Here is a 6,084-nt window from a genome sequence, read left to right on the forward strand (position 1 = left end):
CCTCTCCTTCCTCGGGACCCACCGCAGCCGTCGGCCCACCGCCCCACTCAGGCGTCGACCTGAGCCACCTGGGTGCCGACGGTGAGGGCGAGGACGATCGCGTCGGGTGTCGCGTTGGAGACGAATCCCCGGGCGCCGGGCCGGGTCTGCACGCCCAGGCGCTCCGCCGCGGTGCGCATCAGCGGCGGCAGCTCGCTCGACATCCGGAACAGCCCGCGAGCCCACTCGTCGGACAGCTCGGACTCGGCCGCGGGGAAGGTGGTGGTGGTCTGCGCGACCGCGGAGATACTGATGTTGAACAGCAGCAGGTTGCCGTCCGCGGTGCGCAGTGACCGTAGCCGGTCGGCCCACATCTGCACCTTCTCGGGCTCGCCGTCGGTGGCGGCTCCATCGGTGATGTTGATGATGATCGGGGGGAAGGAGTCCTGGTGGCTCTGGGCCCAGCCGGAGGCGAGGCTCCCGGCCATGTCGAGGGCGGCGCACATCGGGGTGAGGCCCGCCCCGAACGGTTCGAACCACACTGGCATCGAGGAGCCGTGCCGCTCCTCCCGGCGCAGTACGCAGGAGAAGAGGTCCGGTACCGAGACCAGCCACTGGCCGGCGAGCGCTCCGGTGAACAGTGAGCGGGCCTCCTGGCCGCTGTAGCCGAGCACGGCGATGTCGTAGTAGGGACGCGGACCCTCGCCGCGCTCCTTGCTGCACCGACGGATGATCATCGCGAGGGTGTCGTTGACGATGTCGGCGAGGGCCTGCGCCTTGGAGATGCCGGGACGCCCGGCGATCGGGTAGTTCATCGAGTCGGACTGGTCCAGCAGAAAGATGAAGCAGCCCGGGGCACGCCGGTCGATCTGCTTGGTGTAGGGCATGGGCGTCGCGCTTCCTCAGGAATCGGATCAGTACCGGGGGAGTCGGATCAGTACGGGGGGAGGTGGTCGTCGGCGGAGAGAGCGCCCGGGGGATCGTCCGCCGGGTTCGTCGGGAGGATGTCCGGCCAGGGCTCGCCGGCGCCCACCCGCCATGAGTTCGGACATGCGCGGCAGGCGTAGGACGCGTCGACCTGGACGCTCCCGCACGAGCACTGCGGGTCCTCCAGCAGCGTCCGTCGATCGATCACCTCGACTCCGATCGGATGGACGGCGGCGCCCGGTCCCGGGGGGGCCGGGCGCCGAGGCGGGAGCGGACGCTGGGAGGCGGCCGGCGGGAAGTCGGCCGGCGGTGCCGGCCGCGGGTACCTAGCCGGCCGGAAGTCGGCCGGCCGGAAGTCGGCCGGCCGGAAGTCCCGGGGCGACGTCGGTTCCGGGTAGGTGCCGCGACCGGTCACGGCGTGGATGAAGCCGGCCAGCGGAACCACGGCAAGGCCGACCGCGAAGATCAGAAGCCAGCGCAGCGCGGTGCCGATCCGGCCGGGGCCGTGGGTGCCGTCGTGCACCGAGGCCGGCACCAGGACCTTGTGGTCGTCACCGATCGCCTCGACCGTGTCCGGAAGTGCCTCGGCCACCTTGTGGACGTCCGGGCGGGCACCCGGACCGACGGCGACGAGCAGCCGGGCGCCGACCTCGGCGAGCCGGGGGACGTCGGCGGCCGGCACCCCGAGCAACGAAACGCCGGCCGTGGACGATGCCGCAGGTGGGGTGTAGGCGGTGAAGACCGGGCCGTCCTTTCCCGTGCCGCGGGTGAATCGGGGCGGGAGCGGGACGTGGAGCAGCTCACCGTCCTTGAACGGATGATCGGCCACGGCGTCCGGGTTGATCCCGAGTGCCGCGGCGATCTGCTCCCGGGTCTCCCCGGCCCGCACCTTGTACTGGATGAACAGCTCGGGCTCGTCCGGCTGCGGCGCCGACGACGCCACGAGTATCACCTGGTTGACGTCGTTGCCGCCGGCCGCCCGCAGGGCCTGGTCGGCGGAGGTCGTCACCAGGATCCTGATCGGCGACGGAGCCGTTCCGCCTCCGCCCGAGATCAGGCCGACGACGGCGATCGTGACCGCGGCCACGAGGATGCAGACCCCGATGATCCGCCGGTGGCGGCTCGGCCACGCGGTGTCGTCCGGCCCGCCTGACGGCGCCATGCCGCCTCCCATCGGTTGTCTCGAGTGTCTCGAGCCTTCGGTCGTCTGGTGTCATCCCACGGTGAGGATGATCAGGATGAGTGCGAGGATGGCCAGGGCCGCGAGGACGAGAGCCGCCGTGCGCGACCCGGAGCCGCGGTTCGGCACGGATCCGGAGGGCGACGCCCGCCGCGCCCCGTCGCCGGCCGCGGAGGTCGCGCCGGCCCGGCTGGAACCCGAGGCGTCACCGGCGCCCGCGGCCGTGCCGCCCTGACCCGCCGAGGGACCGGTGTTCGGCGATGTCCTGGTCGTCGCGTCCCAGAGATTCCGTCCCGCGGCTGGGGTGGCCGGGGTGCCTGGGGTGGCTGGAGCTCCCGACGGAGAGGGCGGGGTCGGCGGGGTCGCCCAGCCCTGGCTGGGATCGATCGGCTTCGTCGGGACGGACGCCTGGCTCGGTTCCCACCAGGAACTCCCCGCGCCGAGGGACGGCGCGACCGCCTCGCTGACAGGCGCGTCCGGCAGGGCGCTGTCGGCGTCGCGCAGCAGCGTCGGCAAATCGACGTCAACCGCCGGCGGCCCGAGACAGAAGCGCCTCAGCAGCGGGACGAGCCGACGGACCTCGCCGTCCCGGCTTGCGGCGAGTCGTGACCAGATCGGCGTGTGGTCGGGCTGGGCGAGGTCGGACGCGCTCAGGATGAGGTTCTCGTCGCGGTGGAACTCTTCCCACAGGGCCGGGTCGGCGGCGACCGCCAGCACCGAGAGGTAGATGACGAGACCCGGGAAGGTGTCGACGCGGCGGTCCCAGTAGCCCGTCGACTGCCGGCGGGGGTGCTGGTAGTGGCGATGTCCATGCTCGTCCGGCGGCAGGTGCGCGACCGCCGGGACCCAAACCGAGTCCAGGTCCACGAGGCGTACTGAACCTTGTTCGGTGACGAACACGTTGCCGTGCTGCAGATCGCCATGGGCGATCTCGGCCTTGCTCATCTCACCGAGTAGAAGCTTCCATCCGGCGGCGAGGTCACGCAGTGCTTCCGGAGATGCGAGGTGCTGGCGGACGTAGGTCCGCAGGGTGGTGCCCTGGACCTGGTCCATGACGACCACCGGCCACCATTTCTCGCCGACCCGCACTCCCTGCGCGACCCACTCGGCTTTCGGGAAGGCTGACAGTACCCGATGACGACGTAGATGATTCGTTACCGCCGCATAGCGTTCGGCTCCGCCGGTCAGCGGCCGGGTCGGACAGCGCAGCGCGAAGGCACTGCCCGTCGCCGCTCCGAAGAAAACGACCGCCGACTCGCCGGTGACCTGCACCGGGGCACCGAAAGCGTCCCGTTCGAACCGGGCGGTCCGCAGCCGTGGATCCGTGAATACCTCCGCGCCAGTGGAGACCGCAGCCTCGAACTGACCACCATTCGGCCAAACTCCCGCGCCGAGCACGCCGCTTCCCCCTGGGACGGACCGTCGGAAGTAACCGCCACCGTCGTTCAACCGGTGATCGTCCTTGCCCGTCGGACATTAGCCGACCGCGGATCGGCTTGTCCATGTGCTCGGCGGCCGAGAAGCCCGTGGACCTCAGGTGATCGCCGTGAGCCCGCCTCAGGATGGTTTCTTCGTGGAGGCGACCGCGATCGGGGATCGGCCTGTCGCCGGCCGCCCCAACCATTCAATCCCACAATTTCACGGGGTCGGGTTCGCGGCGGGTCGGGTTCGCGGCGGGTCGGGTTCGCGGCGGGTCGGGACTGGGCCGTGGCGGCCTGCCGGGTTTCGTGCGCCGGGTTGCGCGTTCCGCGGGGCCGAGGTCGGTGCGGGCCGATCGCGGGTACGCTCCACCTCTTCCGTCGCTCCAGGTCGGGAGAGACCAGGTTGGTACCGGTGGTGGATGTCGGCCTCCAGGCCGGTTTCCGGTGGTCGGAAGGGTTGCCGAGGGCGGACGGGTCACAGCCGGGTTTCAGTTACGGCCGGGTTTCACGAGGTACCGCAGGTACCGACGGTCGATCGGCGAGCAGAGAGGCGCCAGGACGATGTCCCAGTCGCAGGAGGCGTTCCAGCCATGGGAGGCGGGCGGGCCGCGGGACGTCCGCGCGTCGGGCAAGGAGCCCGCGGGTGCGGAGCCGGCGCGTGCGGACGGCCGGAAGACCTTCGCACTCGCCCTCGACATCGGGGGAACCAAGATCGCCGCCGGTGTCGTCGCGGGGGACGGCACGATCGCCGCTCAGGCCCGTCGCTCCATGCCGGTCCCGCGTCCGGCTTCACCGGCTTCACCGGCTTCACCGGCTTCACCGGCTTCGCCTGATCCGGACGGCGCTGGGCCGGCGTCGGCCCGGGCGGCAGGGGTCGATGCCGAGGAGGTCTTCGCCGTCGTCCAGGACTGCCTCGACGAGGCGCTCGCCGCGGCGCGGATGCGTCCGGACGAGATGACGGGACTCGGCTGCGGGTGCAGCGGTCCGATGGACTGGCCGGTCGGTGAGGTCTCCCCGTTGAACATTCCGGCCTGGCGGGGATTCCCGTTGCGGGCGCGGCTGCGGGACGCATACCCGGGCGGCCCGGTTTTGATCCACAACGACGCCGTCGCCCTCGCCGCCGGCGAGCACTGGATGGGTGAGGGCCGTGGCGTGCGCAACATGCTCGCCGTCACCGTCTCCACCGGCGTCGGAGGCGGCCTGGTTCTCGGGGGCCGGTTGCTGCACGGCACATCCGGCAATGCCGGCCATATCGGTCACATGGTGGTGGAGGCCGACGGACCTCCTTGTCCGTGTGGGGGACGTGGATGTCTGGAGGCGCTCGCGTCGGGTCCGCGGACGGTGGCCTGGGCGATCGGCGAGGGCTGGGTGCCTTCGGGGGATCAGCCGGCCAACGGTCGCGTGCTTGCAGCCTCGGCACGGGCCGGCGACGGCGTCGCCCGGCGGGCCCTCGCCCGCGCGGGTGCTGCGGTGGGAGCCGGACTGGCCTCCTGCGCGAGCCTGCTCGACCTGGAGGCCGCCGTGGTGGCTGGCGGGTTTGCGCAGTCCGGCCCGATCTTCTGGGACGCGCTGTCGGCCAGTTTCGATCGTCACACGGGGTTGGCGTTCACCCGGCGGATGCAGATCAGACGGAGCTCCGATCCCAGCCGGATCGCGCTTCGGGGGGCCGGCGCCTTCATCCTCGCGCCGGAGCGGTACGCCTGGGAGGGCTAGTACCGGCCGGTACGACGTTTTCTAAGACGTCGCCTGGTGTGTCGGTCTCGCCTGGTGTCCCCTCCTCCTCAAACATGCCTCGCTGGCGCGTCTGCCCGGCCTCACAGCCTCGCGGCTGGGTAGACGCGGGAGGGGCAGGTGTAGGGAGCGTGCGGATCGGAGGTTCGGGTGGTTTGGGGATCGCTGACCGGGGTACCCCCGCATCGGACCCGGTGTCTGCGCCGGCGGGCGGACGGCACCGGTGAACGAGGGACGAGGCGGGCCTCGGCAGCGGTTCGGCGAGGGAGGGAATCGGCGCGGGGGCCCGGAGGTTGTCAGCTGCAGGGATTGCGCACTGTCAACCGTCGGTGCCAGAAAGTTATGTCCTCGCGTCCGCTCACCATGCCCGGACTCGTGTATAGTTCCTCTTCGTCGCCCACCGAGCTCCTCCGGGAGCCGGGCGTCGCGCAGGACCAGATCTCCTCCGAGGGGGCGTAGACCCCCCGAGGAAACGGGCCGCGGACGGTGCGATAAGGTACGAGAGTGGCAAACACCGGTACGTGGGTAGGTTAACTACCGGGCCGGAGTGATTTGACACAATCAAGCCAAAGCTCATAATCTAGGAAAAACGTTCCGGTTGATCGCTTTGAACGCGAACGTCCGGAGTGTGCAAGAAGGTAAGATCTGTTCGGATGTGAACATTTCGCACAAAAAGAAGCGATTTGACACCGCCGGGCAAGCCGAGTAACTTAAAGAAGCACCAGAACGAAGCCCTGAGGGTGGAGGTCTGGTAGCGCCTGCTCCTTGAGAACTCAACAGCGTGCCGATTGTCAGTGCCAATTGTTTTACCCCGTTCATGGCCTGGCTGGGTGGTGTCCCACGTGG

4 protein-coding genes are annotated in these 6,084 nt (G+C 70.3%); 1 reads left to right on the plus strand and 3 read right to left on the minus strand.

The window, feature by feature from the left end; translation table 11 throughout:
• Positions 1-47 precede the first annotated feature (47 nt).
• The 3 genes from BMG523DRAFT_RS18240 to BMG523DRAFT_RS18250 are packed head-to-tail and all read right to left on the minus strand — an operon-like array spanning position 48 to position 3,535.
• Positions 48-866, minus strand: a complete 819-nt coding sequence (locus BMG523DRAFT_RS18240; RefSeq protein WP_011438032.1) for a vWA domain-containing protein — start codon at positions 864-866, stop codon at positions 48-50.
• A 47-nt stretch (positions 867-913) separates the two neighbouring features.
• Positions 914-2,068 (minus strand): hypothetical protein, encoded by a 1,155-nt coding sequence (locus BMG523DRAFT_RS18245; RefSeq protein WP_152987870.1) that lies wholly within the window; start codon positions 2,066-2,068, stop codon positions 914-916.
• Between the two features lie 51 nt (positions 2,069-2,119).
• Positions 2,120-3,535, minus strand: a complete 1,416-nt coding sequence (locus BMG523DRAFT_RS18250) for a phosphotransferase (RefSeq protein ID WP_049760986.1) — start codon at positions 3,533-3,535, stop codon at positions 2,120-2,122.
• A 533-nt stretch (positions 3,536-4,068) separates the two neighbouring features.
• On the opposite strand from BMG523DRAFT_RS18250, the gene BMG523DRAFT_RS18255 reads away from it, so the two are divergent.
• The gene (locus tag BMG523DRAFT_RS18255; RefSeq protein WP_043591744.1) at positions 4,069-5,220 is read left to right on the plus strand and encodes an ROK family protein; all 1,152 of its coding nucleotides are present in this window, start codon (positions 4,069-4,071) and stop codon (positions 5,218-5,220) included.
• The last annotated feature ends 864 nt before the right edge of the window (positions 5,221-6,084 follow it).

The sequence above is a fragment of the Frankia sp. BMG5.23 genome (genome assembly GCF_000685765.2).
Lineage (GTDB): Bacteria > Actinomycetota > Actinomycetes > Frankiales > Frankiaceae > Frankia > Frankia casuarinae.